Annotated in this window: 26 protein-coding genes; 16 read left to right on the top strand and 10 right to left on the bottom strand. The window is 58.7% G+C overall.

Annotation, left to right across the window (positions count from 1 at the left end):
- Window positions 1-53: 53 nt before the first annotated feature.
- Window positions 54-1,220, top strand: a complete 1,167-nt coding sequence (locus tag FS804_RS21300; protein WP_246665922.1) for an HlyD family secretion protein — start codon at window positions 54-56, stop codon at window positions 1,218-1,220.
- Window positions 1,221-1,237: 17 nt separating this feature from the next.
- Here FS804_RS21300 and FS804_RS21295 read toward each other — a convergent pair whose 3' ends face one another.
- Together FS804_RS21295 and FS804_RS21290 are read right to left on the bottom strand one after the other, a co-directional pair.
- Window positions 1,238-2,185 (bottom strand): protein kinase, encoded by a 948-nt coding sequence (locus FS804_RS21295; RefSeq protein ID WP_144578834.1) that lies wholly within the window; start codon window positions 2,183-2,185, stop codon window positions 1,238-1,240.
- 137 nt (window positions 2,186-2,322) lie between these two features.
- Complete coding sequence (locus FS804_RS21290) at window positions 2,323-2,610, bottom strand: hypothetical protein (RefSeq protein WP_144578833.1); 288 nt, start codon at window positions 2,608-2,610, stop codon at window positions 2,323-2,325.
- A gap of 284 nt (window positions 2,611-2,894) precedes the next feature.
- Between FS804_RS21290 and FS804_RS21285 the strand changes: the two genes are divergently transcribed.
- Window positions 2,895-3,701 (top strand): hypothetical protein, encoded by an 807-nt coding sequence (locus FS804_RS21285; RefSeq protein ID WP_144578832.1) that lies wholly within the window; start codon window positions 2,895-2,897, stop codon window positions 3,699-3,701.
- Window positions 3,702-3,703: 2 nt separating this feature from the next.
- Here FS804_RS21285 and FS804_RS21280 read toward each other — a convergent pair whose 3' ends face one another.
- The gene (locus tag FS804_RS21280; protein ID WP_144578831.1) at window positions 3,704-6,505 is read right to left on the bottom strand and encodes a winged helix-turn-helix domain-containing protein; all 2,802 of its coding nucleotides are present in this window, start codon (window positions 6,503-6,505) and stop codon (window positions 3,704-3,706) included.
- A 346-nt stretch (window positions 6,506-6,851) separates the two neighbouring features.
- On the opposite strand from FS804_RS21280, the gene FS804_RS21275 reads away from it, so the two are divergent.
- From FS804_RS21275 to FS804_RS21265, 3 genes are all read left to right on the top strand, one after another.
- Complete coding sequence (locus FS804_RS21275; protein WP_144578830.1) at window positions 6,852-7,220, top strand: nuclear transport factor 2 family protein; 369 nt, start codon at window positions 6,852-6,854, stop codon at window positions 7,218-7,220.
- 258 nt (window positions 7,221-7,478) lie between these two features.
- Window positions 7,479-8,795 carry a sensor histidine kinase gene (locus tag FS804_RS21270; protein WP_144578829.1) on the top strand — a complete coding sequence of 439 codons (1,317 nt, stop codon included), beginning with the start codon at window positions 7,479-7,481 and terminating at the stop codon, window positions 8,793-8,795.
- Between the two features lie 24 nt (window positions 8,796-8,819).
- Window positions 8,820-9,479, top strand: coding sequence for a response regulator transcription factor (locus FS804_RS21265; RefSeq protein WP_144578828.1), 660 nt, complete (start codon window positions 8,820-8,822; stop codon window positions 9,477-9,479).
- Between the two features lie 21 nt (window positions 9,480-9,500).
- On the opposite strand, the gene FS804_RS21260 is transcribed toward FS804_RS21265, so the two are convergent.
- The gene (locus tag FS804_RS21260) at window positions 9,501-9,944 is read right to left on the bottom strand and encodes a CBS domain-containing protein (protein ID WP_034495477.1); all 444 of its coding nucleotides are present in this window, start codon (window positions 9,942-9,944) and stop codon (window positions 9,501-9,503) included.
- A gap of 353 nt (window positions 9,945-10,297) precedes the next feature.
- On the bottom strand, window positions 10,298-11,500 hold the full coding sequence (locus FS804_RS21255) for an HlyD family secretion protein (protein WP_051674114.1): 1,203 nt from the start codon (window positions 11,498-11,500) through the stop codon (window positions 10,298-10,300).
- Between the two features lie 135 nt (window positions 11,501-11,635).
- Between FS804_RS21255 and FS804_RS21250 the strand changes: the two genes are divergently transcribed.
- Both FS804_RS21250 and FS804_RS25090 read left to right on the top strand, forming a co-directional pair.
- Window positions 11,636-12,535, top strand: coding sequence for a LysR family transcriptional regulator (locus FS804_RS21250; RefSeq protein WP_144578827.1), 900 nt, complete (start codon window positions 11,636-11,638; stop codon window positions 12,533-12,535).
- A gap of 286 nt (window positions 12,536-12,821) precedes the next feature.
- On the top strand, window positions 12,822-12,968 hold the full coding sequence (locus tag FS804_RS25090) for a hypothetical protein (protein WP_286084903.1): 147 nt from the start codon (window positions 12,822-12,824) through the stop codon (window positions 12,966-12,968).
- Between the two features lie 552 nt (window positions 12,969-13,520).
- Here FS804_RS25090 and FS804_RS21240 read toward each other — a convergent pair.
- On the bottom strand, window positions 13,521-14,420 hold the full coding sequence (locus FS804_RS21240) for a LysR family transcriptional regulator (RefSeq protein WP_144578826.1): 900 nt from the start codon (window positions 14,418-14,420) through the stop codon (window positions 13,521-13,523).
- On the opposite strand from FS804_RS21240, the gene FS804_RS21235 reads away from it, so the two are divergent.
- Window positions 14,410-15,348, top strand: coding sequence for an SDR family oxidoreductase (locus FS804_RS21235; RefSeq protein WP_246665921.1), 939 nt, complete (start codon window positions 14,410-14,412; stop codon window positions 15,346-15,348). The two genes, FS804_RS21240 and FS804_RS21235, sit on opposite strands and share 11 nt — an antisense overlap.
- A gap of 207 nt (window positions 15,349-15,555) precedes the next feature.
- Entirely contained in the window at window positions 15,556-16,260 is a 705-nt protein-coding gene (locus tag FS804_RS21230) for a hypothetical protein (RefSeq protein ID WP_144578825.1), read from the top strand.
- Between the two features lie 247 nt (window positions 16,261-16,507).
- Here the strand turns inward: FS804_RS21230 and FS804_RS21225 are convergent, their stop codons facing one another.
- Together FS804_RS21225 and FS804_RS21220 are read right to left on the bottom strand one after the other, a co-directional pair.
- Window positions 16,508-17,071 (bottom strand): response regulator transcription factor, encoded by a 564-nt coding sequence (locus tag FS804_RS21225; RefSeq protein WP_144578824.1) that lies wholly within the window; start codon window positions 17,069-17,071, stop codon window positions 16,508-16,510.
- Window positions 17,072-17,165: 94 nt separating this feature from the next.
- Window positions 17,166-18,683, bottom strand: a complete 1,518-nt coding sequence (locus FS804_RS21220) for an MFS transporter (protein ID WP_246665920.1) — start codon at window positions 18,681-18,683, stop codon at window positions 17,166-17,168.
- Window positions 18,684-19,462: 779 nt separating this feature from the next.
- Between FS804_RS21220 and FS804_RS21215 the strand changes: the two genes are divergently transcribed.
- From FS804_RS21215 to arsH, 7 genes are read left to right on the top strand one after another with little or no spacing between them, the layout of a single operon-like run.
- A complete protein-coding gene (locus FS804_RS21215) occupies window positions 19,463-20,890 on the top strand; it encodes an ISNCY family transposase (RefSeq protein ID WP_144578823.1) in 1,428 nt (475 codons plus the stop codon).
- Between the two features lie 60 nt (window positions 20,891-20,950).
- The gene (locus tag FS804_RS21210) at window positions 20,951-21,301 is read left to right on the top strand and encodes a helix-turn-helix transcriptional regulator (RefSeq protein ID WP_144578822.1); all 351 of its coding nucleotides are present in this window, start codon (window positions 20,951-20,953) and stop codon (window positions 21,299-21,301) included.
- Window positions 21,298-21,735 (top strand): arsenic resistance N-acetyltransferase ArsN2, encoded by a 438-nt coding sequence (arsN2, locus tag FS804_RS21205; RefSeq protein ID WP_144578821.1) that lies wholly within the window; start codon window positions 21,298-21,300, stop codon window positions 21,733-21,735. Before FS804_RS21210 ends, arsN2 begins: the two co-directional genes overlap by 4 nt.
- A gap of 15 nt (window positions 21,736-21,750) precedes the next feature.
- Complete coding sequence (locus FS804_RS21200) at window positions 21,751-22,278, top strand: arsenate reductase ArsC (protein ID WP_144578820.1); 528 nt, start codon at window positions 21,751-21,753, stop codon at window positions 22,276-22,278.
- A gap of 1 nt (window position 22,279) precedes the next feature.
- Window positions 22,280-23,338 (top strand): ACR3 family arsenite efflux transporter, encoded by a 1,059-nt coding sequence (gene arsB, locus FS804_RS21195; RefSeq protein WP_144578819.1) that lies wholly within the window; start codon window positions 22,280-22,282, stop codon window positions 23,336-23,338.
- Window positions 23,339-23,340: 2 nt separating this feature from the next.
- Window positions 23,341-23,766, top strand: a complete 426-nt coding sequence (gene arsC, locus FS804_RS21190; RefSeq protein ID WP_144578818.1) for an arsenate reductase (glutaredoxin) — start codon at window positions 23,341-23,343, stop codon at window positions 23,764-23,766.
- Window positions 23,693-24,469 carry an arsenical resistance protein ArsH gene (gene arsH / locus FS804_RS21185; protein WP_072493490.1) on the top strand — a complete coding sequence of 259 codons (777 nt, stop codon included), beginning with the start codon at window positions 23,693-23,695 and terminating at the stop codon, window positions 24,467-24,469. The genes arsC and arsH overlap by 74 nt, the downstream gene beginning before the upstream one ends.
- 4 nt (window positions 24,470-24,473) lie before the next feature.
- Here arsH and arsK read toward each other — a convergent pair whose 3' ends face one another.
- Window positions 24,474-25,733, bottom strand: coding sequence for an arsenite efflux MFS transporter ArsK (arsK, locus tag FS804_RS21180; RefSeq protein WP_186376948.1), 1,260 nt, complete (start codon window positions 25,731-25,733; stop codon window positions 24,474-24,476).
- Complete coding sequence (locus FS804_RS21175) at window positions 25,675-26,034, bottom strand: helix-turn-helix transcriptional regulator (protein WP_144578907.1); 360 nt, start codon at window positions 26,032-26,034, stop codon at window positions 25,675-25,677. The genes arsK and FS804_RS21175 overlap by 59 nt, the downstream gene beginning before the upstream one ends.
- Window positions 26,035-26,258: the final 224 nt, after the last annotated feature.

Below are 26,258 nucleotides of genomic sequence, written 5' to 3'. Positions count from 1 at the left end.
CACGCCGACTTCTCCAGAATGCGATCAACGTCATTTCGATGAGGAGAATTTTGATGGCAGAGTCTTCAGTCATAGCTTCGCCCGAAGTCCTAAGGCTGCCACAGCCCGATCGGGAAGCGAAGCCCTCTCCGGCATCGGAGACGGTCAACCTTCCTGTAGAGCCCAGTTCAGGTGCTCGTGGATTGATGCGACGCCTCATGCTCGGCGGGTCGATCCTCCTTGCCGCAGCCTATGGCGCATACGAGGGGTTCCAGTACTACACCCTTGGCCGTTTCATTATCACGACCGACGACGCGTATCTCAAGGCAGACTTCACGGCGGTCGCGCCGAAGGTCTCCGGATATATCAGCGAGGTCCTCGTGACCGACAACGAGCACGTCAAGGCCGGGCAGGTCGTCGCGCGGATCGACGATCGCGACTTCCAGTCCGCGGTGTCGCAGGCTCGCGGTGATCTCGCAGCCGCCGAGGCGGCCATCGCAAACGTCGATGCGCAGATCGTGCTCCAGAATGCGCTGATCGATCAGGCGAAAGCGGCGCTTGCCTCTTCGGAAGCCAATCTCGCCTTTGCGTCATCCGATGCCAAAAGGTCCGAGTATCTCTATACAAACGGGTCCGGGACGCTCTCGCGAGCCGAGCAAACACAATCGGTGAGCGAACAGGCCAAAGCGGCGGTGGACAATAGCAAGGCGGCCGTCGTGGCAGCGGAAAACAAGGTTCCAGTGCTTGAGACCCAACGCAGCCAAGCCATCGCCCAGAGGGACCGCGCAAAGGCCGGAGTAAACCAAGCCGAGCTCAACCTGTCCTACACCAACATCGTATCGGCGATTGACGGAACGGTCGGCGCGCGTACCACACGTCTTGGGCAGCTGGTAAGCGCCGGCACACAGCTCATGGCGGTCGTGCCTCTCAACGCCGTCTACGTCGTGGGCAATTTCAAGGAGACACAGCTGACCGACGTCGTGCCGGGGCAGCGGGTGGCGGTCAAGGTGGACAGTTTTCCGGATGCGGCCATTGACGGGCACGTCGACAGCGTTTCACCGGGAAGCGGACTCGAGTTTTCGCTGTTGCCCGCCGACAACGCCACGGGCAACTTCACGAAAATCGTCCAGCGAATCCCCGTGAAAATCGTCATCGATAGCAAGGAGTATATCGGCCGTCTGCGATCGGGTATGTCGGTGGTTCCGAGTATCGACACGAGAGGTGGTCCTTCGACGCCATGAGGAGGGGTCGACAATCCTCAGTCTTGCCATCGTCGTTGAACATAGTGGCGACGCGAGGTATTTTTCCCGAAAACCGGGACGACCACACCCACCGCTAATTCGGCGACGAAAAGCATAGCCGGGGTGATTTGCTTGCCGCCACCAATTCCGCCAAATCGTGATGGGGAGCGATCGCGCGATTGGGCAGCCGTCTCCCACTCATCTTCGCCAACGGTCGTTCTTCTGCCAGCGATTAAAACCGGGTTGATCTGCCGATGCCAGTCGCGGCTGCGCTCGCCCGTCGGGTGGACTCCGCGCGACATGATCTCGTGAAGCATGATTCCAAACGCGAACACGCTGGTCCATTCACCAAGCTCGGTCTTGTGCCATTGTTCGGGTGCCATGTACGGGCGCGAACCAGTGAACACGCCGATGTCTGCGGCAAGATTGACGCTACCAAAGTCCGCGACCAAAGGGCGAAACCACAAATCGGTCGGTGGCAGCGAAAAGTTCGTCCTCAGGTCTCGAACGAAGATGTTTTGCGGCTTGAGGTCTTGGTGAACCAAGCCGCGACGGTGACCGTGCGCGAGACTCGCCGAAAGCTGGATCAACAACGACAATCGCCCGAGATCACCCCAACGAGGATCCTCGATGAAATCGGACAGATCGCCCTCCCACCGCCGGAAAAAGGCGATGGGCGTGCCAAGGATAAAGATAACGTCAAAGGGCCAATGTACGTTAGGGTGATAATGCGCCGCCGTCTGCAGCTTGATCTCACGCAGGAAGCGCTCCGCACGTTCAGCTGGTGAGAGGACTTCGCGCCGTCGCGCGAATTTAGCGCAGGTCAGTCGTGGAAAGACGCTATCGCCGTTATCGAGAAAGACGATTTCACCCGAGAAGCCCGCGCTACTGTCTAACGCCTTTTGCGCTGCCCCAAAAGGCAAGAAGCTGATCGCGGAGTGGGATCGGAAGCTCGTAGAACGCATCGGACGGTATTTCGGTCAACTGTTTCTCCCGACCTGGACGGAAGCCTTATAGTGATCCGACTGGGCCGCATCTAGTAGTTTGGACGTCGATCGGGCTTTCAACTTCGCCGATCCTTGCGGGAGCGTGGAGGATTTCGTTAAGACAGGCTCTCCGCCTTGACGCGTGCCGCGCTCAGAAGCAGTTGCATGTAAGTCTCGAAGCTGACGCCGTCCGCCCGGTTGAGGCTGGCGACCAAAGGGTCGTGGATGAGGTCCACCAGGGTCAGCTCCACGATCTGCGAATTGAATCGTACCGAATAATGAGGCAGCGAATGCGAAGGTAGCTCCCGATCGCCACTGGCGCAGCTCTCGGCCATCCGGAGCGCGTCAACAACCGACCAGTCGAGGGTTGATGATCGCGGATGCATTGTGAGCGTTGCCGTCACCGTCTTCTCCCTCGTAAACAGGCTGCAGTCCGATGAGCCACGGATGTCGCCGAACGGGGTCAGACTAATTTCCTGAGAACCGCCCGGGTAGCATACTTTGGTGTACTCAGCGCCCGCACATGGTAAATCACCATGGAACGAGCATGAGATGCACCCGTGACCCCGATGGCATACCTAAGTTCAGTTACGTAACCCGTGGTTCGACGTCAGTATGGTTCCGCTGGATTGCAAAGCGTTGCAGCCGAGCAATTTCAGCGAACCATACCGCAGCGAGGGCGACGAACATGACGACTGCATCAGGAATCCAGATTGGTAGGGCATATCAATCTCAAAACCGTGTTCGTGACCAACGCCTCTTCGAGCTTCCCGCTCATACGTTGCGGTCTCGTCGCAAGTCGAACGGCGCTTCCCTCAATATCGAGAGGCCGGAGAAACCCAACTCAATCGGTGGAGATCACCGCGGTAGCGGACATGACGGCGCGAGCTGGGCGGGCTATGCCGTGCTCGGTTTCTCCGAACCCGTCCAGCGTCATTTCGGCGCTTCATGCCCCCAGCTTATGCAGGCCGACGGCGGTAGACGGTTTACGGACGATGGTATCCCGGTTCACGAGAACATCGTGGGTTACCAGATCGACATCGCTTTCGAAATCGCGCGTGAATATCCGTTTGTAGGCGAGGATATCGCCACCGAGTCCGTTTCGAAGGCCATCGCTGGCGTGTATCCGGTTCTCGTTGCCTTCAACGGCTACCGACACCACTCAGGCCGTTTGGCGCGGATTGATCACGCGGAAATCATCATGGAGCCCACGCCAATCCCGTGCGTAGACCTTTCAGGAAATGTGGACGTACGTGCTGTCGTGCAAAGGGAAGGCCGCACTGCATGGGATGTGACGTCCATGCTCGTTCGCCCCCTTAGGGCATTGCTGTGGACCGCCGAACGACTGCGGGAAGAGGGTTCCTGGCTGAAAAAAGGAGATATAGTGACATCCGGCACCTATCCCTTCCTTCTCGACATCCGTCCGGGCGACCGCTTGACCGCGGACGTGGTCGGCAAGGCCGAGATCAGCCACAGGTTCGAGAACGGTCTATGATGTCAGGCGGCCGGAACGCTAGGCCGATCTACGGCTTCTGAAGTATCAACCGGCCGCGTGGAGCGGCATGCTTCGGCCACCGCGGCATGTGCTTCGTCCTTCGTCCCCGGTAGAAGCGCGTCGCGGAAGCCGACCGCGGCCTTGAGCTGGAAGGCACGCGCACCCTGCTGGCGCGCGGTCGAGATCGCAATGCGAAAGGTTTCGGCCGCCAATTCCGCATTCGATGGAACGATGAACGTCGCCTTGAGCCGCAGGAGCTCGGCAAGCTGGAACCGCTCGCCCGTTTCAGTCGCCCGGCCGATCGCGCGGTCGATCAGATCGAGGGATTCCCTCGGTCGTCCCGCACGGAATGCGCACTCCGACTGGGCGGCGGCGATGGTAGTCGCGGTGTTCGCATGCATTTGGGCGTCGGCGCGGACGAGAGCCTCGTTAAGCAACGCCTCGGCTTCTTCCAGCCGACCATCCGACAAAGCCACTTCCCCCTTTATGCCGATTGCCAAGGCCTCGAAGGCAGGAAGTCCGTTGCTGGTAGTGATTCTGTGAAGGTCCGCTGCGAGTTCCTGCGCTCTGTCGAGATTTCCCGACCAAAGCAAAACGCCCGCTCCGTGCGTGAGCGCGATCGCCAGGCAGACGGGGTTGCCGTATGTGCGAGATTCCTCCAGCGCCAGCTCGACTTCCTGAAGGGCCCTGTCCGTCTCTCCCTCTATCCAAAGCGTCCGGGCGTAGAGCGAGCGCGCTCTTACGAGCTGTAGCATCGCTGTGAACGAAAGGTCGAGAAGGGGATATCTGGGGACGGCGGCCTCCAGGTAATGGCGCGCCTGCGCGAATGAACCGAGATAGGCAAGCGTCGTCCCGTTCATCCAGCCGCACAGGAGCCTGGCCTTGGGAATGTTCGCCTCGGCCGAAAGAGCCTCGAAATCCCTGGCTGCCTCAAGACCCTCCTGATACTTTCCTATCCTGGTGATGAAGACGTTATAGGCCGCTAGCGTGCGCATCTCGCGCCCGACATCTCCAAGCTCCCGGCATAACTCCAGGCATCGACTGTAGGCCGTCTTGACCTGAAGCATTGAATGTACCGCCATCGTCCCCGTCAAGGCCACGGCTTCGCAAAGAGACGCTTCAGTCGCGAGGTCGAGCTCGGTCGCCGCCGCGAGCGCTCTCGCCGCCCACGACCCGCATTCCGTCAGGAGGCCCATTTCGTAGAAAAGCGGCCAGGACGACGCGATGAGCGCGACGCCGACATCGTCATTTCCATCCTCGGAAAAACACCATCTCAACGCAGACCGGACATTGGCAAGGAGGTCGCTGGTTCTGTGCTGCTCGCCCCATCTCTCGAAAGGCGGGGTCAACTCGGTCAGCTTCCGCGTGAAGGCAAGAAAATAGCTTGCATGTTCTTGGCTGGCGCGGGCGAGTTCTCCCTCGTGCTGCTGAAGGGCTTCCCCTGCATAGGCGCGGGCGGTCTCGGTGAGCCGATAAAGCTGTTGTCCGGTCTGAAGCGAGATGAGGGACTTTTCCGCTAGGCTCTCGCAGAGATCGAAGACTTCTTCTTCGGTAGTTTCCATAAAGGCAGCCACCGCTATCGCCATCTCCGGCGTGAATCCCCCGTTGAACACGGACAGGGCCCGGAAAAGCGCCTGCTCCTCGCGGGTAAGCAGGTTGTAGCTCCAGTCGAACATCGATCTCAGCGTCTGATGACGCGGAAGCGCTGCTCGTCGGCCTCGCCAGTGAAGTCGAAAGCGGTTCTCGAGCAGTTGAACCACACCCGAAATCCCATGTGCGCCGGCGCGACCAGCCGCCAGTTCCAATGCCAATGGGATGCCGTCGAGCCGATGGCATATCTGCGCGGCCTTGCTCGCGTCTTCGTCGCCGGGTTCACCTCTCAGTCCCGCAGCGGCAGCCCTGTCGAAGAAAAGCTGGACGGCGGGAAAGTTCTCGATATCCGCAGCTGAAATGGCCGCGCCCGGAGGTGGTGCTTCGAGTGGCTGGAGGTGGAGAAGTATCTCGCCTTCCACCCGCAGTGCTTCGCGGCTGGTGGCGAGTATGTGAAGACCCGGCAGGGCATCGTACAGTGATTCTGCCAGTATCGAGACGTCTTCGACGATATGCTCGCAGTTGTCTAAAACCAGCAGGAGGCGGCGGCCGTCCAGGTTCCCGACGATGGATGTCAGGAGATTCGGGGCGGAGGTGTTCACACCTAGAACGTTCGCCAGACCCGTCAGAAGTTCCGCGGCGTCCTTGAGAGCGACCAAGTCGTAGAAGTAGACGTCGCCCTCGAATTCGTCGAGCATCTGGTGTGCCGCCGCGACGGCAACGGTCGTCTTTCCGATGCCGCCGGATGCGACAACGGTGACAAAGCGACGATCGAGGATATCGGCGACCAGCTCCGCGACAACACCGTCACGCCCAATAATACGTTTTAGCGGAGGAGGGACATCAATGGTCGGGCGTGTTGCGGACGTCGCGGGAAGGGAGGTACGCGAGACCGCTTCTAGCGGCGCTTCCCTTTCGACCGGAGCGATAAAACAATAGCCTCGCCCCGGTATGTTGCGAACGTACTTCTCCCGGTCGCCGTCGTCCAGGGCCTTTCGGAGCGATGCAATCTGCACCCTGATCGAGCTTTCTTCAACGAAACTTGAAGGCCAGGCGTGACTGACGATGGTCTCCTTCGAAACCACTTCCCCGGCGTGCTCCAGCAACAGGGTCAGGATGTCCGTAGCGCGGCTGCCGATTTCGCACGGTTCCCCGTCGCGCTGTAGCGAGCGCTGGGACGCCAAGAAGCGATATGGTCCGAACGAGTAGATCATGGTGCCGTCACACTGAGTCAATCTCAGTATAAAAGGCCCGATACCCTCCGCCAACCTAGCTGGTAGGTTAGGTTTGTATCCCGGAGACGCTTCGCCCCAGTACACGTTTTCACGCCCGATCCCGAGTTTATGTCTCGCCGTTAAATAGGCGGGAAATAACCGCTGCACTCACGAGCGCCTTTTCACATCGTTTCACATGCCATTCCGATGCGTCCATGAGACAGTGACAGTGTGGAAAGCAGTCGAGCAAAGCTGCCTAACGCGGCAGACGAGGCGATAGCATGCCTCAAATGCCAATAGATACAGCCACGTGACGATACACCGCTCTTGGAAGGTCGGCGAACCGATGAACGCACACTCAACCCCGGAAATGATGAATCGCAAGGTCATCATGGACTTTGTCGAAGCGATCAACTCGCGCGACATCGAGCGGCTTCTGGCGCTCTTTGCCGCCGACGCGATAGTGAACGACCAGTTGAATGAAGTTCAGGGCCTCGCCGAGATCGGCGAGTGGGCGAAAACCGATGTCGCGGGCGTGTCCCTGTCGATCGAGGCGATTTCCATCCGTCGACATTACGGCAGCACCATCATGAAGGGCAGCGTCGACGGTTCGTTCGACAAGCGCGGGCTACCGGACCCGCTGTTATATAAATTCTATTTCGTGCTTTCTTTCGAGAAGATCGTCCTGTTGGTGGTTCTCCGGGACGAGGCCTGACGACGGTTGATCCCCTGATCCATGGGGGAGGTCGGAGAGCGCGATGCTTGCTATCTGCATCGCTTGCGACCGAATAGTACCTGAAAAAGAACGAATTGAAGGGTCGCGAGCAAAGCATTCTTTATCTGAATGTCACCAGCGCAACCGTAATCGCATCCAGTAGCATGGACTGTCTTCTTTACTTAAATTTCTAGCGTCACCGCTGGTTTCGGTCCTCGGGTGCCGATTTCACCGACGGTAAAGGGCGGAGTGAACGATATGAATATGACGACGTTCCCCAATGACGACCTCGATCCAACATGTTTGAGGGAAATGAGCCGTCGTCTCAAAGAGTTCGAGGTCAGCGAAGCCCGCTACCGGACGCTGTTCAACAACGTGCCCGCCGCCGTGCTGCAGGTGGACGCAAGCGATGTGGAAGAGGCTTTCACCAACCTAAAGCACAGCGGCGTCGAGGATATCGACGCGTTTATTCTCGAGAATCCGCAGCTGGTCGATCAGGCCAACAATTCCGTGATCGTGAGGGAGGTGAATGACGTCGCGCTGACGCTTTTCGGAGCCACGGATATCTCTCAATTGCTGGCACCTGTCGCCTATGTCTTCGCTGGAACGCCAGAAGCGTCCTCGAACGTGATGTCCGCCCACTTCCGAGGACGGCCAAACCATTATCAGAGGCTCAAAATCAAGACCTTCGACGGCAGGACCATAGACGCCGCTCTCATGGTCTCCTTTCCGCAGTCGGCTGCTAATTTCGATACATCGGTGCTGATGATCATCGACATGACCGAGCAGGTCCGCATCGAGAAGGAGCTCAAGAAGATGGAATCCGAGTTCGCCCATTTTTCCAAGCTGTCCATTCTCGGAGAGTTATCCGGGGCGATCGTCCACGAGGTCAGGCAGCCATTGTCGGTGGTGGCGAATGACGCCGCTACCGCGGCACGTTGGCTCCAGCGTAGCGATCCCAACCTGCCAAAGGTACGAGAGCTCGTCGAAAGGATCGAGGAAAGCGTCCGTCGTGCGAACGAGGTCATCAAGCGTGTCCAGGACATGGCGACCAAGGCGACGCCCGAGAGGCAAACGTGCGACCTCAACCGACTGGTCGCCACAGCGCTTACGTTCGTCAAGAAGGAAGCGACCCGCAGATCCGTGACGATCAGCAGCAATCTATCCGCGGAAATCGCGAGGGTCGAGGCCGATCCGGTTCAGATCCAGCAACTTGTCGTCAATCTCGTCGTCAACGCGATGCAGGCGATCGAGAGGACGCAAGCGCAGTCCGGGCGGGTGCAGGTTACCACCCGAAGCGACGGTGAGCGGGCCTTCGTCGAAGTTCACGATACGGGACCGGGCATCCCGGAAGGGATTGCGACAGAGATCTTCGAGAGCTTCTTCACGACCAGGAAGGAGGGGATGGGCATGGGCTTGTCGATTTGCCGTTCCATCGTCCAGAGCCACGGCGGCGTGATTTCGGCGCGGAACACCCTGGAGGGCGGCGCGGCATTCGAAGCTTGGCTGCCTCTCGTTTTTGCCGAGACGGACAATGCGCCTGAGACCGAGACGAGCCGACAACCCGCAGAATAGACGGAAGGTGTAGGAGGACCTGATATGATACACTCGATGGAACTGCAGAATGCCGCACCGTTGATCACGATCGTCGATGACGAAGACATCGTCCGCAAATCGTTGATCGATCTTTTTGGCTCTTTCGACATGCCCGCAGTAGCCTTTAACGGTCCTGCCGATTTTCTCGCGGGCTTCGATCCGGGGCGTCCGGGTTGCATACTTCTCGATATCAACATGCCTGATTTCAACGGGCTTGAACTACAGAAAAGGCTGTCTGCAATGGGCTGCAGCCATCCCGTCGTCTTCATAACTGGCTTCGAAGACGTCAGGATTTCGGTTGACGCGATGAAGGCCGGGGCGACCGACTTCTTTCTCAAGCCCTTCGATAGTAAGAAAGTCGTCGCCGCAGCCGTCAAGGCCATCAATCTCGATAGCGAACGTCGGACTGAGCGTATCAACCTCGACAACGCTCTCAACTGCTATGGAAAGCTGACGCCCCGCGAACGGGAGGTTCTCAAGTTCGTCACTGACGGCCTGCTGAACAAGCAGATCGCCTGGGAGCTGGGGATCAGCGAGATCATGGTGAAGCTGCATCGCGGCCGGATGATGAAGAAGATGGAGTGCCGGACATTAAGCGAACTGGTGCGCCGTTACGATCTGCTGGCCACGGCGGACGCGATGAAGGAAAGCGCGAGGACCTAAGCTGGCGGACTATGCGCTCGTTCAGCGATATCCGACACCCATAACGTACTCCTTCAGCAATTCCTCCTCGCTTTCGGCCTCCCGCAACAGGCCACCTAGAATGTCCCGGGCGTTTACAACGCCGATCGCGCATCCGTTTTGATCTTCGACCGGAAGGTGTCTGAAGCTGTTTTGGCTAAGCACTTGCCAGACCTGCTCAAGTTTATCGGCAGGCTCGCAGCTAACAATTTCCTTCTGCATCACGGACGCGACCGGAACCGCCAGATCCAGCCTGCCGCTTTGTACGAAGCTGCGCATGAGATCGCTCTTTGTGATTATTCCGGCAAGTCGCCCGCTCTCGCGGCACGCCAGTACCATTTCAGCTCCGTCCCTGAATAACGTCGCGGCGTCGAGCACCGGAGCGTCAGGGGAGATTTTAACAAGGCGGGCTTTCGCCCTGTCGAGAATCTGCTCTACCAAAACCATTGACTTCGTCTCCAAGGTGGCCGGATGGCCACGCGATCGGCCTTGAACGCCTACATGCCTTCGAAGCGAAAAAGCGCAATTGCATGCAAGGCGGCGCGTTCAAGCTAGCGGCCGCCAATTCCAAGGGAAGCTATACGTCGGTTTGCCTTTTGAATGGTGAGGGCAAATATCTTCGAAACGGATAGAGCAGAGCCGTCCCGGCGGATGGACGACCCTGCTATCGCGTGCAGTTCGCTGGTCCCTGCCGACGAGGATTGCGGGGACCTCTTCTGTAGAGGCGGTCTACGAGGACGCGATCTGCGACAGCGAGAATACACGCCCGGATGCGCTGATCTATGTAAACCGCGGTATACTCATTCGTCCTGGATCGGCCAGAGTCCGTCGAACGTGGAACGCCCGTCTGCTGTGTCGATCCGCGGGACCACGGACATGCCGGACCTCAGGCTGCCTGAGAGATCGCCAGCGTCCACTGTGATCTTGACGGGAACCCTCTGGACGATCTTCGTGAAGTTTCCGGTGGCGTTATCGGTAGGGAGCAGCGAAAACTCCGAACCGCTGCCTGGAGATAGGCTCTCCACACGGCCGCCGATCTGAATGCCGGGGAAACTGTCGACGCTGATCACGACGGGCTGGCCGACCTTGATATCCGTGAGCTGTGTTTCCTTGAAGTTGGCGACGACGTAGATCGAATGAAGAGGAACTACGGACATTAGTTGTGTTCCAGCGTTCACGAGTTGTCCGATCCTGAGAGTTCGCGCGCCAACCGTACCGTCGACAGGTGAGACGATCCGCGTGTAGGCCAGGTTCAGTTCCGCTTGGGCAACCTGAGCCTCGGCCTTGTGGCGTTGAGCGGCAGCCTGGCTTTTCTGCGTCTCAAGCACCGGAATTCGGTCTCTGGTCGCAACCACGTTCGCCTCGTCGCGCTTCACAGCCGCTTTTGCCTGGTCCCGGAGGGAGACGGTCTGCTCCGCACGTGATTGAGAACCCGCACCGTTCGTGATAAGCTTGCTCCATCGTTCCGCGTCTGCCTCGGCGAAAACCAAAGCGGCTTTGGATGCGTTCAGTTGAGCCTCTGCCTGCCGGACCAGAGAGCGTTGCAGGTTGACCTGTGTATCGATGTTCCTTATTGCGGCGTCTGCCGCTTCTAGGTCGGCACGCGCCTGGGATAGCGTAATCTGGAAGTCCCTGTCGTCGATGCGCGCCAGCAGTTGTCCTGCTTTGACGGGGTCGTTGTCGTTGACCAGAATTTCTCGAATGTATCCCGAAACCTTGGGAGCCACGGCGGTGGAGTCCGCCTTGAGATAGGCGTTGTCAGTTGTTTCGACGTATCGATCGACGACGAAATATCGATACCCCGTCTGCCCGCCTATGACAAACGCTGCAATAACGGCTGACGCCAGCATGAGAGAGCGGAATCTTTTGCGCTTCGCACGTTGAAGCGGATGCTTACCGGAAATCGATGAAACCGGAGCGGCCAATTCGGGTGGCCCGCCAATTCGAAGTCCCTTCTCAGTTTCAGCGACTGTGAATGCTTCCGGTCGAGGCACTTCAACCATTTTGATTCTCCCGATCTAAAGGCATACGATCCGACGCTCGGCTTTTGGCCCGTAAAATGCCCTCGAATTGAAGCTGTGATAATCGGCGAAGATATGAAAGGATTATCAAGTGTCGGTTTAAGGTGGGCGGAGATCATGGACAGGTTGACCAGTTTGGAAGTATTCGGCCGGGTCGTTGAGACCGGCGGTTTTTCAGCTGCCGCACGTAAGTTGAACATGTCCACAACGATGGTCGCCAACCACATCAAAGCCCTTGAGGAGAGGCTCGGCGTCCTGCTCCTCCACCGTACGACGCGAAAGGTAAGCCTGACCGAAGCCGGAAAATTCTATTACGACCGTTCTTCGGCCATATTGATGGATCTCGATGAGGCAAACGAGGCCGTCGTAGCGTTGTCATCGACCCCTCGGGGGCAACTCCGCATCTACACCAATTCATCGATGGTCCAGAGCTTGGCAGCGATAACGAACGAATTCGTCGAACGCTATCCTCAAGTAACCATTAGCCTGGATATCGGGGAACGCATGGTGGACATGATCGATGACGGCTACGATCTGGCTATACGGATGACGACGCCGGACTCGAATCTGATCGCAAGAAAGCTGGCGACCTGGAGGCATCTGCTCGTGTGTTCGCCGGAATATGTCTTACGGCACGGAGCGCCAGAAAAACCCAGTGACCTTGTTGATCACAACTGCCTTAGTTATGCCCTATACGCCTTCGGCGACATGTGGCGCTTCGTCGACATGGACGGTTCAATCGTGGAAGCCCGGGCGAAAGGAAATGTCGTCTCGAGCAGTGCCGATCTCTTGCGTGATCTTGCGGTGAGGGGACGCGGCATTTTTCTCGCTCCGAGCCCGGTTGTTGTCGAGGAGATCGCGGCCGGCCGACTCCTATCCGTCATGACAGGATACAAGGGCGTGGAGTTCACGATCAGCGCCATTTTTCCGAACCGCAATCACTTGCCGAGGAAGGTCCGGCTTTTTATCGATCTTCTGGTCGAGCGCTTTGCGCGATTGCAGCAGTTCGAGGCGTGAAGCTTCGCCCCTCGCAGGGGTTGCTAGCTTCGTATCGAGCTATCCCGAAACCACAGCATAAGCGTGCCCGAGGCGATCTTTCGCCATAAGCATGGTTCCCCGCACGGCGAACCTGACAAACCTCCGTATAGCTTACCCGTTTCTTCGGAAAAGCTAGATTCAGTTTCGGCTTGATCCTCGTCCGACTGCGTTGGCGCAGTCTCTACCAGTGGTGTCCGTACCCACACGGTCATTCGATTCAAACCGCGTTGACGGTCGCGTATCAATCAAAAAAAAGGAGTTGGAAATGTTGAAAGCAACCAAAACCCTGCTCGTGACAGCGCTTCTTTACGCTGCAGCCTTGCCCGTATTCGCAAGCGGCTCAAAGCCAACGGTGGTTCTCGTCCACGGCGCTTTCGCCGACGCGTCGAGCTGGAGCGGCGTGATCTCCTAGTTTCGGCCAGCGGATATCTGATTCAGGACATCGCCAGTCAAATCTGCCCGCTCCGGCGATAGTGGAGCGTGGCTTTTGGTTTCAGTTCTATTTCCAAACCGAGCGGGGAAGGGCAGGGCTGGACGCCCACCGGAGGGATATCGCCCAAATCATGTGGCACGACAACTCCCCGACGTGGACGTTCGGCAAAGCGCTGTTCGAAGGATCCGCACCGTCCTTCGATAACCCGGACTATAGCGACGTTGTGGTTCATTTTTATCGGCACCGCCGACGGGGTATCCCGGCTACGCCGAACTCGAGGCGCGCCTCGCGGCCCAGGCAGTGATCACCGTTTCCACCGTGACCCTTGACGGCGATTTCGACGGCGTTATCCCGGTCACGGAAAGCAAGGCGAGGGCGGACAAGTTTTCTGCCAATAGGGTGCATCACGTGGTAGAAGGGGTCGGCCTTAACCTTCCCTAAGAGGCTCCCCAAGCATTTGCGGACGCCATCATGGATGGTCGCCGCACTCCCACCCGTCCAGGGTCGGTCCGCTTTATCCGCTTGGTTTAATTACCTATGCGCCTTCCGCCAAGCGTGAACGTGGTCGATGAACGCGCGAAGCCCGGCGGAAGGCAGTCTGCGGTTCGGATAGAACAGGGCTATGCCGGGATAGGGCGGCGTCCAATCTGGAAGCAGCTGTATCAGACGCCCGCTATCGATGTCCTCCTGCACCGAACGGAGGGAGACAAACGCGACGCCGGCATCCTGTCGGGCGGCAAGAATACTCAGATCGGTGCTTCCCGCGATGAGGCGACCCTTAACGTCAACGGTCAGCGCCTCACCGTTTCGCTCCAGCTCCCATGCAATAAGGGAGCCGCTCGGAAGTCGGGCCCGAATGCATTCGTGAACCAGGAGGTCACCAGGCGATACGGGGAGTTGCTTGTCCGCGAGGTAAGTGGGAGACGCGACCAGAACAAATGATTCCGGTTGACCGAGGGAAACGGAAATCATGTCTTTGGGAATGACGTCCTCAAGACGAAGTCCGGCATCGAATCCCTCCGCGACAATGTCTACAAGCCGCCCTTCGGTTACCAAATCAACTTTCATGTCAGGGTAGCTGGCAAGGAAATCTAGCACCAGAGGCAAAACGCGTTCCGCGCCACCCTCAGACGTGTTCAACCGCAGAACCCCCATCGGGGTTGCTCGCAGATGGTCTACCGCCTCCAGCGCGGCGTCGATCTGGCCGAGAGCCGGGCGAATGTGTCGCACGAGGGCTTCGCCCGCTTCGCTGAGCGAGACGCTGCGCGTGGTGCGATTAAACAGCCGAACGCCGACGCGCTTTTCGACATTCGCGACCTGATGGCTAAGCGACGAAACGGCAATCTCAAGTGCCTTTGCCGCACCGCGAAAACTCCCTTTGTCAGCGATGGCCAAAATGGCCCGTAGGTCCGAAAGGGTCATGCCAGACATGATTGTCCAGTTTCCTTCAATGTCTCGTACGGATCTGTACCGTTTATACCATCAAAACAAGCGTCTAAATATAGGATCAACGCTCGACAAGGAGAAAAATGTGACAAACACCGTTCTCATCACCGGCTGCTCATCCGGCTTCGGCGAGGCTGCTGCGTGCCTCTTCGCGGATAAGGGTTGGAACGTGATTGCGACAATGCGCAATCCTAAGCAAGCCTGCGACGAATACCCGAACGTTCTGGTTACAAGGGTCGACGTCCAGGATCGCGAAAGCATCAAGTCGGCCGTTTCTCAGGGCATCGGGAGGTTTGGCCGGATAGATGTTGTCGTAAACAACGCCGGATATGGCCTGTTTGGCGTCTTCGAGGGAACGCCGCGCGAAAAGATCCAGGACCAGTTCGAAGTGAATGTCTTCGGTGTTATGGATGTCGTCCGAGAGACACTCCCGCACTTCCGTGCGAACCGCAACGGCCTCTACATCAATGTCAGCTCGGGCGCGGGTATCTTCGGCCTCCCGATGATCTCGCTCTACAACGCCTCGAAGTTCGCCTTGGAGGGGTTCTCGGAGTCGCTGTCCTACGAACTGGCTGCTCTGGGGATCGGGGTGAAACTGGTCGAGCCCGGCGGCGTGCTAGAAACGAAATTCGGGGCACGAACCGGGTCCGAGTTTTCATCCACATCGACGCCTTCCGATTACGACGCGTTCATTGCCGGCGCTGGCGCGATTTTCGACGGCCTGCGTCAGTCCAGCGGGCGTGGAACAAGCCGACAGGTAGCGCAGGTCATCTACAACGCTGCCACTGACGGTACCGATCAACTCCGGTATGTCGCCACGCAGGACATCCAGCCCCTGATCGATAAGCGTCGTGGAACCTCCGAGGTGGAGTACATGGGCTTCATGCGGGAGCATATGATGCCGAAGCTCTGACCGCTTCCGGCGGGAGCCGCGTTGCATTCGGCTCCCGTCACACACACTACAGTATACTGCACTTTTGTTGAAGCGGAGGGTAACTTGGGCGATCTATCCACCCCGGGGTAACTCAACATGTCATCCGTGCTCGCCGACCGAACACCCAACCTAAGAACCTTCGATCTTCCTTTCGACCTAGAACGCCCCCCCGAGGAAGCCGGGCCTATGTTTTTCGCAAAGCATAGAGTGTCGGAGTTGCGGCGTTGGCCCGCGGAGCGATTGGAATCGATGGGTGCGATACCTTTCCCTGTCGGATACTGTGGCCAGAGTGACCGATACGAAACAAAGGTCTGGGGCGATGTCTTCTTACAAGTCGCGTACGCCATCGCGTCATGCGATGTGATCTCGGTGATCGGCAGCAGCTCCTCTTCCTCGGAACTCGAAGGCGTGCAGACGCTGCTTCATCATCACACGCGAAGGCCCGTGGAAGTGATAGAGTGCTTCGGTGACACCAAACCCGGCTGCATCTGGTCCAGCACGGACGAAAACCAGACCGAACCGGACTTCGATGCCAGAAGGGTGGCCATCGCTCTCGGGACGGTGCCTCCGCTCCATGAGCTCGGGGTGTTCTCGAACTGCACGGCTCTGTTTATCCACGAGCATCTCGCCCCCGCGATGTTCGCCCTGTCAGGCAAGGCGTTCGCGGTACCGATGTCTCGCGGCGGATGGAAGCTCTCGCACATCGCGTTCCACCGACTGCTCGAAATCGAGACCGAATTATCCTGCGGGGATGACTACCGTCGGATGTTCGACGAAACGGACAGTTTTTCGCGTCCGCTCTGCTTTATAGTAGCTGAATTGCTCAACGCGGTTCATCGGCATCGGAGCATGCCGGATTTTGCGGACGCCACGGCTTACGTCGTGGACTGATAGTCCGCCCCGGCGGTGCCTCGCGGTGAATGACATTGGCGGACCGGGTCGGGAAAGGACCGTTCCGCGCGCCGATTGGCCAGAAGTATAGAAGACGGCGGGTGCATGGTCCCCTTTCACGCACGGGTAGAGCCCGAATTTTGTCAGTTTTGTTGGATGTCGGGGCCGTCCACAGAAGCCCCCCGGAACCGCCCCTGCGCCCGTCGTGCGACCACCCGTCCAGCTCGGACCTTCAGCCAGATTCCGCTCAGGCGCTGGGTTGATAACGCTTGAGCATTCTTTGAAGCGAACGCCTATGCAGGTTTAGGTGTCGGGCGGCGAGTGACACGTTCGAGCTGGTCCGTCTCAAGACCTCCTCGATGTGCTCATGCCTCACGCGATCCGGCTCCTCGATCCTGCAATCGGACGGTACGTTTGCTGATCCGTATAAAAGAATGCTCGTCAAGAACTCGTCGTCAGTAGGTTTGGGCACGAAATCGTCAGCGCCGGCCTTTACCGCGACAACGGCTATCGGAATATCGGCAAACCAGCTATGAATGACTATCCTCGTAGAAGGCAGCCATTGCGAAATCCATTTCACGAGCTCAAGTCCGGTACCATCGGGGAACCGCAGTTCCGTCAATACGATGGTAGGCTGTACCGCTAGGCATGCTGCCATGGCCTCGGAGAGCGTCGAACTCCTCACCACAAGAAAGCCTCTTTCTATCAGGCTCGAAACGAGCGATTCCGTCTTCTCGACAAATGGATCGGCTATCACCATCGTCACGCGTGACATCGCCGGGGCTTTCTCGAATTCCTCGTTATCTTCCATTTGGCTTGCCTCATCCTCGGTTGCTGACACCAATCTACCGAGGCCCTTGAGGTACAACTACTATACGAGTGGATACCACGATAACACGCCGGGCTTACTTCGCTGACTTCGGTGCGAGAACACGACCGAGCACGATTTTCCAGATGATCAGAGTCGGGGCCGCCCCGAAAAAAAACAGCGTGATCGCAAAGAAGGCGGTATCGAAGGCTATTGTCGTGGATTGAAGGGCGACAGCCTTGCCGATCAAAGCCACCGCTTCCTTGCTAGCCAATCCCGCCTCCGTCCCGTGGCTAGCGAGAAGACGACCAAGGTTTCCGATGCGCGCGATCACTTCCTCGCGTCCGGGGAGGATATGGGCCGCCAACACCACTCTGTTTTGTGCCGTCTGGTCTTCGATGAAGGTCTGAAGGAACGAGATGCCCGCGAGCCCGCCCATCTGACGGCCTATGCTGAACAAGGCAACCCCATAGATGAGTAGTGTCTTGTCGAGGCTTGAAAGCGTGACCAGCGTGATCGAAAGGAACAGGAATCCGAGTGCAAGGCCTCGTATCAGGATTGCTGGAGTCATGTCAGGCATCCCGCTGCCGCTACTGGAGCCCGAAAGCAACCACATCGCCAGCATCAAGCCGAGGATTCCAAGCGGTATGGTGATGACACCCGGCAGCTTGAGTTTCTGGATCATGAAGGCCGTCAGGAATAGCGAGCCGACGAACATCAGCGTGCTTGGCAGAAGCAAGCTCCCGGCTGCGGTGGGCGTCATCCTGAGGACGGAAACGGCAAAGGAAGGGATAACGAAACTGCTACCGAGAAGTGCAAATCCGGCAGCGAGGCTCGCTGCGATTCCGAACGCAAAATTGGGGTTGCGGAAGAGCGCAAAATTGAACATGGTCGCTATGTCGGGCTCGAGGAACTGACGGACGATTTGCACGCCAAGTACAGTCAAGCCGATAATGGTGGCCCACACCACCGTGCTGTCGCCGAACCAATCCCAGCGATTTCCCTGGTTTAGAACGAATGTCAGCGTGAAGGCGGCGACGGCAAAGAGGATCAAGCCTACTGCGTCGAACGTGATCCTCGGGCTTTCCACTTCTTCCACCTGTGGCGCGAGAGCGAGCAGCACGATGCCAGCGACACCGAAGGGCACAGAGCATAGAAAGATGACCGACCAATCGATCTGGTCGAGGAGCCATCCCTGCATGTAGGGGGCAAGTGTCGCCGGAGCGACGACCGATCCGATCGCGTACACGCTTTGAACAAACGGCTGCTGCCGCATCGGGAACACGCGGAAGAGCAGCGACTGCGCGCCGACCAGAAGCACGCCACCGCTGGCGCCTTGTAGAAGCCTAAAGCCGAACATGAGGTTGAGGTCGCTCGTGAAGGCCGCACCGTAGCAGGCCGCGGTCATCAACGCTCCGGCGATCATCACGGAGCGATAGAGACCGAACGCGCCAGCAAACCAGGGAGTAAGGACGAATGCGCAGAGCTTTGCGGCGGTATATCCGTAGTCGAGCTTGGCGAACTCGTCGGCCGACGCATGGGTTCCGCCCATGATGTCGAGCCGTGCCATCGACAAGACCGTGCCTGCGACGGCGTCGGTCAGCACGATCGTCATCGCTCCGACAAGCAGGAAACCGGCGCCAGCAGTCGAAGCCTTCCCGGGTAATCCCGTTTGAGTATAACATAAGTCTGCCATTGCGGTCGCTCCGTGGTCGGCACCAGTTTGGATCGAGAATTCAGTGCACATCAGGGAGCCGACAATGCCCTGCCGTTGCGCGCGCGATAATCACCTCTTTGCTGAATGGACCCTCAAGCGTGGATGTAAACTGATCGCGCGTTTGCCGATGTGATCCCGTTGCGATGCCAGGAGATAGATGGGCTTTGGTATACTCGGCGGGATATCGGGCTTGCTGTCTCGGTAATGGCCGGCCGGAGAATTTCAAGAGCATCCGATGACCTCACGAAAAAAGCCGCCCCGGTTAAGGGGCGGCAAGGCGGACCCATGTCCGCGCTTCGGGCTTGGAGGGGAACAACCCGAGCAAGTCGCCGCGGTCAAGGGCGGGGAGGATCTCGGCGACGAGTAAAAACTAGTCGATTACAGCGGGGCGATGCAGATATACCTTGGTTTGTAAGCGGCGCGGCCAGTTCTTTTCGAGACGAGCGGGCAAGCGAGTGACTGGTTCGTTCCTATCTGCAAGCGACCCAGGCTGGTGGAGGTGTTCCATAATAATGCTTATGCGATTATCGTTTGTAGCGCCCATTTAGTAATGCGACACTTGGGCCAGATAGAAATGCGACACTCCTCTCGCACGACGACGCTGGTCAATGTCAACGTTGGGAGCAAGGATGCGGCAATGTTCAGCCTGAGTGCGGTCAGGAGCGTTCGGAGTTGCCATGTCCTTTTTGATCACCATGTCGCAGAAAGAATTGCATCGCCTCGAAGTCATCCAGAAGATTCATGATCAACGCCTGAGCGTCGTTCAGGCCGCCAGCGTGCTCGGCATCAGCCGAAGCCAGATGCACCGGGTATTGAAGGCATATGAGACCGATGGCATGCCCGGTCTCATCTCTAAGAAACGCCAACAACAAAGCAATCGGCGGCACAGCGAGAATCTCCGCAATGCCGTTCTTGATCTGGTTAGAGAACGGTATGCCGATTTCGGTCCAACCCTAGCCCGCGAGAAGCTGATTGAACGGCACCAGCTTGCGATCGGTAAGGAAACGCTGCGCCAATGGATGACCGAAGCCGGCATCTGGATCTCACGGAAAGAACGCAAGAAGCGTGTCTTTCAACCACGCGGCCGACGTGACTGCTTTGGCGAGCTGGTGCAGATCGACGGATCGCATCATTGGTGGTTCGAGAACCGCGGACCAAAATGTGCCCTGCTCGTCTACATCGATGACGCCACCGGAAAGCTGCTACATCTGCGTTTTGCTGGATCTGAGAACACATTCGATTATCTGCATGCGACAAAAACCTATTTGCAGCAATGGGGTAAACCGCTGGCTTTCTACAGCGACAAGCATGGCGTCTTTCGTTCTACGCACGTCTCACAGAAAGATCGCACGAGTGGCCTGACGCAATTCGGACGCGCGCTCTATGAGCTGAACATCGACATCATCTGCGCCAACACCCCTCAGGCCAAGGGTCGAGTTGAACGTGCAAACCAAACCCTGCAGGATCGACTGGTCAAAGAATTAAGGCTCCGCGGTATCGACACGATAGACGCTGCCAACCATTACGCTCCGGAGTTCATTGACGACTTCAACGCCCGCTTCGGCAAACCACCCCGCAATCCGAAGGATATGCATCGCCCCCTCGCCGCCCACGAGAACCTTGACGGCGCCATGTGCCGTAAGGAGGTTCGCACCCTGTCGCAGTCACTGACGTTGCGCTATGACAAGATGATATTCATTCTCGATCCGACGGAACGGGCAACATCACTGGCGGGTCAAAAAGTCGTCGTATGCGATTATCCAGACGGCCGCCTGGAGATCATGCACGACAGTTTCACCCTGCCCTACAGAACCTTCGACACGCTTCGCTCGGTTCACCGGTCGCCTGTGGTTGAGAACAAACGACTGGACGATATGCTGTCACTGGTCGCTCAGATGCAAGAAGGCCGCGATCTACAGCGGAGCAAACGTGGTCCGCGCCGAACCGGACAGGCCAACAGTATGTTTGAGATCCCGGACGGCAGCCAGAGCAATGGATATCAAAAGCGCGGTCGCAAGCCTGGGCGACGGACGGATTTCATAAACGATCCAGAAGTGATTGCGAGAAGGCAGAAAGCGCTTGCTCGAATGGAGGCGGCGGAGTGATGTTCGACTGGCAACGTTTTTTCAGGTTGACAGTGCCAATATATCCATTATTCTGGATATATGGAAAGTATTAGCGCGATAGCGGCCCTTGCGGCCTTGGCCCAGAACACCCGCCTTGAGACGTTCCGTCTGCTCGTGCGGGACGAACCGGATGGAATTCCGGCAGGCGAGCTCGCCCGGCTCCTCGATGTCCCGCAGAACACGATGTCGGCGCATCTTGCGACACTTTCCCGTGCCGGCCTGGTCAAGAGCGAACGCCAGAGCCGATCAATCATCTACCGGGCCGACCTAGACGGCCTGCGCGACCTGACACTATTCCTGCTGAAGGACTGCTGCGGCGGATCGGCGGAGCTTTGCGCTCCCCTGATCGCAGAACTGACGCCATGCTGCGCGCCGGGGGCGAACCCATGATGAGCGCGATCGCATTGCACGAAGTTGCCGGTAGCGACGCTCGTCTCCGCGAAGTGCTCCGTGCGGCGGATCTCCCGACCGATGACATTGAAGACGAAGGCCGCACCTTCCTCAAAGCCGTCTTCGGCGACGGCCAAACGATCGGATATGCCGGCCTCGAACGCTGCGCCGGCGATTACCTGCTGCGTTCTGTTGTCGTGCTCCCGGAACATCGGGGTCATGGGTTCGGCCGGGCAATCGTCGAGGCAACGCTTCGAGGTGTAGGTGGCGATGTCTTCCTCGCGACGACAAGCGCCGGACCGTTCTTTTCGACCATCGGGTTTTCAGAGGTGCAGCGGGCCGAAGTGCCGGCCGCGGTGCTTGCGACCCGCCAACTATCCTCCATCTGCCCCTCGTCGGCGACCATCATGAAGCTCAACAGGCCTCCAACCTAACCACGGACCACGACCATGCCAGACAAGACCTATAACGTGCTGTTCCTCTGCACGGGCAATTCCGCGCGCTCTATTCTCGCCGAATCCATCCTCAACAAGGAGGGCGGCGGCCGGTTCAAGGCGTATTCCGCCGGCAGCAAGCCGAAGGGCGAAGTCAATCCGCACGCGCTGAAGGAACTGGCTGCGCTCGGCTATCCATCGACGGGTTTCTCTTCGAAGAGCTGGGACGTGTTCGCCGCACCCGGCGCACCCGAGATGGACTTCATCTTCACCGTCTGCGACAGCGCAGCCGGCGAAGCCTGCCCTGTATGGATTGGCCATCCGATGACTGCCCACTGGGGTGTCGAGGATCCGGCGGCCGTCGTCGGCACTGAAGTCGAGATCCAGCGCGCTTTCGCCCAGGCCGCCCGGTTCCTGAAGAACCGGATCAGTGCCTTCATCAACCTGCCCATCGCCTCGATCGACCGCCTGGCCCTCGAACAGCACGTTCGCCAGATCGGCTCATTGGAAGGCGCATCGGTCGAATCCGCGAAGGCCGAGTAAGATGTCGACATTTGAACGATACCTGACCGTCTGGGTCTTCCTCTGCATCGCGGTCGGCGTTGTCCTAGGCCACCTGATGCCCGGCGTCTTCCAGATCATCGGCAGCGCCGAGATCGCCAAGGTCAACATCCCCGTCGCGATCCTGATTTGGCTGATGATCATCCCGATGCTGCTGAAGATCGATTTCCGGTCGCTGGCGCAGGTCGGCTCCTACTGGCGCGGGATCAGCGTCACGCTGATCATCAACTGGGCGATCAAGCCGTTCTCGATGGCTTTGCTGGGCTGGCTGTTTGTCGGCTGGCTGTTTCGGCCCTATCTGCCGGCAGACCAGATCGACTCCTATATTGCAGGCCTGATCATTCTTGCTGCGGCACCCTGCACGGCCATGGTCTTCGTCTGGTCAAACCTGACACGGGGCGAGCCGCTGTTCACGCTCTCGCAAGTGGCTTTGAACGACGCCATCATGATCGTCGCCTTCGCACCGATCGTCGGCTTGCTGCTTGGCCTCTCGGCCATCACCGTGCCATGGGCGACGCTCGCCCTGTCCGTCGCTCTCTACATTGTCGTGCCTGTCATCATCGCGCAGGTTCTCCGGAGCCGCCTGACCGCCGATGGGACCACTCGGGCACTCGATAGCCTCCTTGCCAAGCTCCAGCCGTTGTCGCTGGTCGCGCTGCTGGCTACCCTCGTGCTTCTCTTTGCATTCCAGGGCGAGCAGATCATCGCGCAGCCGACCATCATCGCCTTGCTCGCGGTCCCGATCCTGATCCAGGTCTACTTCAACTCCGGTCTCGCCTACCTCCTGAACCGGATGTCGGGAGAACGCCATTGCGTCGCCGGACCCTCCGCACTCATCGGAGCGAGCAACTTCTTCGAACTCGCGGTCGCCGCCGCCATCAGCCTGTTCGGATTTCAGTCGGGAGCGGCACTCGCCACTGTCGTCGGTGTCCTGATCGAGGTTCCGGTGATGCTGTCCGTCGTCTGGATCGTGAACCGCTCGAAGGGCTGGTACGAGGCATCGCCCGCTGTCGCCCGCAACACCATCACCGAAAGGATCTGACTATGGACGTTACTATCTATCACAACCCGGACTGCGGTACGTCGCGGAACACGCTCGAGCTAATTCGGCATGCCGGGATCGAGCCCACCGTCATCGAGTACCTGCAGAACCCGCCATCGCGCGAGCAGCTTTCCACGATGATCGCAGATGCCGGCCTGACGGTTCGGGAAGCGATCCGCGAGAAGGGCACGCCCTATGCGGAACTCGGCCTCGACAATCCGAGCCTGACGGACGAGCAGTTGCTGGACGCGATGATCGCCACCCCGATCCTGATCAACCGACCGTTTGTTGTCACCCCGCTTGGCACCCGACTTGCCCGCCCCTCGGAGGTCGTGCTCGACATCTTGCCGGTCGATGCCTTCAAAGGACCGTTCGCCAAGGAAGACGGCGAGCAGGTTCTCGACCAGGAAGGAAAGCGCATTGTCTGAGACATTTCCCGCATTACACGACGACCATCTTCAGCCGATCGCCCCAGAATCGCTGCGGCCAGCATTCTCGACGCACAAGCCCAGAATCCTGATCCTCTACGGATCACTCCGCGAGGTATCTTATAGCCGTCTGCTTGCCTTTGAAGTCCGTCGGCTGCTCGAACGTCTTGGATGCGAGGTGCGGATCTTCGATCCGTCTGGATTGCCACTTCCGGATGAAGCGCCCGTTAGCCATCCCAAGGTTCAGGAACTGCGCGACCTCTCCCAATGGTCGGAGGGCCAGGTCTGGATCAGCCCTGAGCGCCATGGTGCGATGACCGGGATCATGAAGTCGCAGATCGACTGGATCCCGCTTTCGCTCGGATCGGTCCGCCCCACCCAGGGGAAGACGCTTGCGGTGATGGAGGTTTCCGGCGGCAGCCAATCCTTCAATGCTGTGAACCAGATGCGCATCCTCGGCCGCTGGATGCGGATGATCACCGTTCCCAATCAGAGCAGCGTTGCGAAGGCGTTTCAGGAATTCGACGCCAATGGCCGGATGAAGCCATCGTCCTACTATGACCGTGTCGTCGACGTCTGCGAGGAGCTGGTGAAGTTCACCATCATGACCCGCGACGCCTCGTCTTATCTGACCGATCGCTACAGCGAGCGGAAGGAACAGGCGGCCGAGCTGGAGAAGCGGGTCTCACTGAAGTCGATCTGACTGCCTAGACCGTTGCGGTGGCTGGCCGCCTACAGGATCCAGCCACCGCAACGAATGCCGCGATGCTGACCGCGCCGAGACAAGCGTTTCCAATGAGTGACAGGCTCAGGCCGAGGTTCTCCATCGCCGCCGCGAACGCGAAGGGTGCGCCGGCTCCGAGCGCCAGTCGAGCCGCCGCCATCTTGCCCGTGATCGCCCCATATCCATCCGATCCGAACAGATAGAGCGGCAGGCTTCCCTGCGCGATGCTGTTGATGCCGGAACCGAGCCCGAGGCAGATTGCAAACGCGACGGCCCCCGGCAGCCATTCTCCACTTGCCAGCAGGATCAGGATGCCGAACACGATCAGCACTGCAGACACCACCGCGAGTGCCGGCGGCGACAAATTCTTTCCGAAGACCATGTTGATCAGGCGGCTCGCAACCTGTGCCGGGCCGAACAGGGACCCGATAACCACGGCCGCAGCACCCAGTCCGATGGAACCGAGCATCGGCACCATATGCGCGAGGATCGCGGCCAGCGTAAACCCAAGAAGCGCGAAGGCTAACGACACCATGATCATGCTTCGGCGGCGCGCATCGAGGGGGATTGCCCCGATGACAGCTTCGCGAGGCCGGGCGGCGGCTTCCGCATTCGATCGGGTCTTACCGACGCGCATGATCCAGAGGTGCAGAGGCATGCAGAGGAACAGGTTCAGCGCTGCAAAGACCAGATAGATCTCACGCCACGACATCCATCCGGAAAGTGCGGCCGAGATCGGCCAGAAGATAGTCGATGCGAACCCGCCGATCAGCGTGAGGTAGGTGATGCTCCGCGATGCGGTGCGGGGATCGCTCTCGACCAATGCCGCGAATGCCGCCTGATACTGCACCATCCCTGATGAGACCTCGAGCAGAATGATGGCGATGGCGAATACCGCGACCGACGGCGACCAGGCGCACAGCGCAAGGGTCAGCGCCGCGAGGGCTGAGCCGATCGTCATGATCGTCGCCGCGCCGATCCGGTCCATCTGCTTGCCGATATAGGTGGCCGACAGGCCGCCAATGAACAAGGACACCGAGAACACCCCGAACACTTCGGCCAGCGATAACCCGAGATCCGCCGCCATGTCGGGGGCCAGGATGCTGAAGCTGTAATAGAGCGTGCCGTAACCGATGATCTGCGTCAGGCCAAGAGCCGTGACGATGCCCACCGGGATTTCCGAACTACGCAACGACGTCACCCTTGTCGTCCGAGCTGTAGCAATCGCCTCCGCGCGCGACATTCTCTTTGATCGCCGGATGGCCTGCGCAGCAATCCTCCGTCAAAAATCTGACGAGATCCGCAAGCGCGTCGTAGCTGGCGCTGTAGATGATCGAGCGGGATTCCCTTCTCTGCGATATCAAACCCGACCGCTCCAGCTCCTTCAGATGGAAGGAGACATTCGTGGCAGAAACACCCATGCGCTCGGCGATCACGCCCGCGGCCAGTCCTTCAGGCCCGGCGACCACCAGCGCCCGGACGATGGCAAGGCGCGTCTCCTGGGCGAGGGCCGCAAATGAGGAGAGTGCTTGTTGCTGGTCCATCATTCAATAATCCTTGGAATATCGAATAATGGGTATCAGGATTGATCGCGTTCTGCAACGTTACGTCAGTTTATTGGTTGAGGAAGCTAAAGCCGAAGAGGGAGTTCCATCACTCGCCCCCTCCCTACCCTTGCAACCCGGCCCAGCCGGTCCGGTCGGGGGCTGACCGTCAGAGCAAGAACGCGGTGAATGTCACATTTCTAACGGGCCAGAGGCGTCGCATC

Source organism: Agrobacterium sp. DE0009, from assembly GCF_007680755.1.
GTDB lineage: Bacteria > Pseudomonadota > Alphaproteobacteria > Rhizobiales > Rhizobiaceae > Agrobacterium > Agrobacterium tumefaciens_B.
This window is presented reverse-complemented; position numbering and strand designations above follow the sequence as displayed.

Excerpts from the sequence above, each read along its gene's own strand:
- FS804_RS21200 (WP_144578820.1), top strand. The coding sequence starts at position 21,751 with ATGCCAGACAAGACCTATAACGTGCTGTTCCTCTGCACGGGCAATTCC.
- FS804_RS21295 (WP_144578834.1), bottom strand. The coding sequence starts at position 2,185 with ATGCGTTCTACGAGCTTCCGATCCCACTCCGCGATCAGCTTCTTGCCT.
- FS804_RS21285 (WP_144578832.1), top strand. The coding sequence starts at position 2,895 with ATGACGACTGCATCAGGAATCCAGATTGGTAGGGCATATCAATCTCAA.
- FS804_RS21265 (WP_144578828.1), top strand. The coding sequence starts at position 8,820 with ATGATACACTCGATGGAACTGCAGAATGCCGCACCGTTGATCACGATC.
- FS804_RS21220 (WP_246665920.1), bottom strand. The coding sequence starts at position 18,683 with ATGACGATCGTGCTGACCGACGCCGTCGCAGGCACGGTCTTGTCGATG.
- arsN2 (WP_144578821.1), top strand. The coding sequence starts at position 21,298 with ATGATGAGCGCGATCGCATTGCACGAAGTTGCCGGTAGCGACGCTCGT.
- FS804_RS21225 (WP_144578824.1), bottom strand. The coding sequence starts at position 17,071 with ATGGAAGATAACGAGGAATTCGAGAAAGCCCCGGCGATGTCACGCGTG.
- FS804_RS21255 (WP_051674114.1), bottom strand. The coding sequence starts at position 11,500 with ATGGTTGAAGTGCCTCGACCGGAAGCATTCACAGTCGCTGAAACTGAG.
- arsC (WP_144578818.1), top strand. The coding sequence starts at position 23,341 with ATGGACGTTACTATCTATCACAACCCGGACTGCGGTACGTCGCGGAAC.
- FS804_RS21280 (WP_144578831.1), bottom strand. The coding sequence starts at position 6,505 with ATGATCTACTCGTTCGGACCATATCGCTTCTTGGCGTCCCAGCGCTCG.
- FS804_RS21240 (WP_144578826.1), bottom strand. The coding sequence starts at position 14,420 with ATGTCTGGCATGACCCTTTCGGACCTACGGGCCATTTTGGCCATCGCT.
- FS804_RS21215 (WP_144578823.1), top strand. The coding sequence starts at position 19,463 with ATGTCCTTTTTGATCACCATGTCGCAGAAAGAATTGCATCGCCTCGAA.
- arsK (WP_186376948.1), bottom strand. The coding sequence starts at position 25,733 with ATGTCGCGCGCGGAGGCGATTGCTACAGCTCGGACGACAAGGGTGACG.
- FS804_RS21210 (WP_144578822.1), top strand. The coding sequence starts at position 20,951 with ATGGAAAGTATTAGCGCGATAGCGGCCCTTGCGGCCTTGGCCCAGAAC.
- FS804_RS21270 (WP_144578829.1), top strand. The coding sequence starts at position 7,479 with ATGAATATGACGACGTTCCCCAATGACGACCTCGATCCAACATGTTTG.
- FS804_RS21275 (WP_144578830.1), top strand. The coding sequence starts at position 6,852 with ATGAACGCACACTCAACCCCGGAAATGATGAATCGCAAGGTCATCATG.
- FS804_RS21175 (WP_144578907.1), bottom strand. The coding sequence starts at position 26,034 with ATGGACCAGCAACAAGCACTCTCCTCATTTGCGGCCCTCGCCCAGGAG.
- arsB (WP_144578819.1), top strand. The coding sequence starts at position 22,280 with ATGTCGACATTTGAACGATACCTGACCGTCTGGGTCTTCCTCTGCATC.
- FS804_RS21250 (WP_144578827.1), top strand. The coding sequence starts at position 11,636 with ATGGACAGGTTGACCAGTTTGGAAGTATTCGGCCGGGTCGTTGAGACC.
- FS804_RS21235 (WP_246665921.1), top strand. The coding sequence starts at position 14,410 with ATGCCAGACATGATTGTCCAGTTTCCTTCAATGTCTCGTACGGATCTG.
- FS804_RS21230 (WP_144578825.1), top strand. The coding sequence starts at position 15,556 with ATGTTTTTCGCAAAGCATAGAGTGTCGGAGTTGCGGCGTTGGCCCGCG.
- FS804_RS21260 (WP_034495477.1), bottom strand. The coding sequence starts at position 9,944 with ATGGTTTTGGTAGAGCAGATTCTCGACAGGGCGAAAGCCCGCCTTGTT.
- arsH (WP_072493490.1), top strand. The coding sequence starts at position 23,693 with ATGCCTTCAAAGGACCGTTCGCCAAGGAAGACGGCGAGCAGGTTCTCG.
- FS804_RS25090 (WP_286084903.1), top strand. The coding sequence starts at position 12,822 with ATGTTGAAAGCAACCAAAACCCTGCTCGTGACAGCGCTTCTTTACGCT.
- FS804_RS21300 (WP_246665922.1), top strand. The coding sequence starts at position 54 with ATGGCAGAGTCTTCAGTCATAGCTTCGCCCGAAGTCCTAAGGCTGCCA.